At 40.4% G+C, this 1,685-nt stretch carries 1 protein-coding gene; it reads left to right on the forward strand.

What is annotated here, in order from left to right; genetic code table 11:
- The coding region (locus IQ05_RS15260; RefSeq protein WP_244289592.1) for a DUF7507 domain-containing protein at window positions 1–1,685 on the forward strand (1,685 nt) is incomplete at both ends.

Genomic DNA, 1,685 nt, shown 5'->3' on the forward strand with positions numbered 1-1,685 from the left:
GGCACTAACCCAGGAAATGTAAGCTTAACAGGAATAACCGTTCCAGCAGGCTTGACATTGAATGCAGACGGAAGTATTACAGTAAATGCGAACACCCCATCAGGAACTTACACTGTAGTTTATGAAATCTGTGAAGTAGGCGCGAGTCCAGTAAACTGTAAGCAAGCAACCGCTACAGTAGTGGTAAGCAATCCAATCATAGCTAACGAAGATACAATTCCATCTGCAGGAGGAAATGTTACAGCAAACGATACTTTAAATGGAGTACCGGTAACTATAGTTAATACTGATGTAACTCCAGTAACAAATGGACCATTGAGTATTGATGCAGATGGAAATTTAACAGTAGCGCCAAATACACCAAATGGTACGTACACCATCACGTATGAAATTTGTGAAGCAGGAGCGGTACCAGTAAATTGTACCACAGCTACGGTTACTGTTAATTATGTAAATCCATTAGTTGCTAGTAATGATACTTTTACAGCAGCAGGAGGGAATGTGTTAGGAAATGATAGTGTAAATGGAGCACCGGCAACCATGACAAATATTGTTGTGACACCAGTAAATAATGGTCCATTAAGTATAGATACTGCTGGAAATGTAACATTGGCGCCAAATACACCAAGTGGTACCTACACTATCGTTTATGAAATTTGTCAAACAGGAATGACACCTGCAAACTGTACCACAGCTACAGTAACGGTTGTAGTAAACAATATCATTGTTGCCAATAACATTACATTTCCACCAACAGGCGGTAATGTAACATTAAATGATACTGTTAATGGCGTACCATCCACACCATCTAATACCGATGTAACACCAGTAACAAGTGGTCCATTGAGTATAGATGCTAATGGAAACTTGACAGTAGCTCCTAACACACCATCAGGAACATACACAGTAGTATATGAAATCTGTGAAGTAGGAGCAACACCATCAAATTGTTCACGAGCTACTGCAACAGTAGTTGTAGCAAACCCAATTTTAGCCAATAACAATACATTCCCATTTACTGGAGGAAATGTAACAGGTAACGATACGTTAAACGGAGTACCGGTAACTACAGCTAATACTGATGTAACTCCAGTAACAAATGGACCATTGAGTATAGATACAAATGGTAATTTAACAGTAGCACCAAATACCCCAAGTGGCACATATACGATAACGTATCAAATCTGTGAAGTAGGTGCAACACCAGCAAATTGCACCACAGCTACCGCAACGGTGGTGGTAAACAATGTTATTGTAGCCAATAATGATACACTACCAGCCACGGGAGGAAATGTTCTAGCAAATGATACCATTAACGGAGTGCCGGTTACAGCTGCCAATACCGATGTGACGCCAGTAACAAGTGGTCCATTGAGTATAGATGCTAATGGAAACTTAACCGTAGCGCCAAATACAATAGCAGGAACGTATACCATTACGTATCAAGTATGTGAAACGGGCTCTAATCCGTTGAATTGTACCACAGCCACAGTTACAGTTGTTATTGCAGAAACGCCAATGATTGCCATTGTTAAAACAGCCGTATTCAATGACGAAAATGGAGATGGTTTTGCACAAGCAGGAGAGACCATTACCTACAGTTTTGCGGTAAGCAATACAGGAAACACGCCATTAAACAATGTAACGGTTACCGATGTTTTACCAGGTTTGATACTATCGGGTAA

The sequence above is a fragment of the Flavobacterium tiangeerense genome (genome assembly GCF_007830355.1).
In the GTDB taxonomy this organism is placed as follows: domain Bacteria; phylum Bacteroidota; class Bacteroidia; order Flavobacteriales; family Flavobacteriaceae; genus Flavobacterium; species Flavobacterium tiangeerense.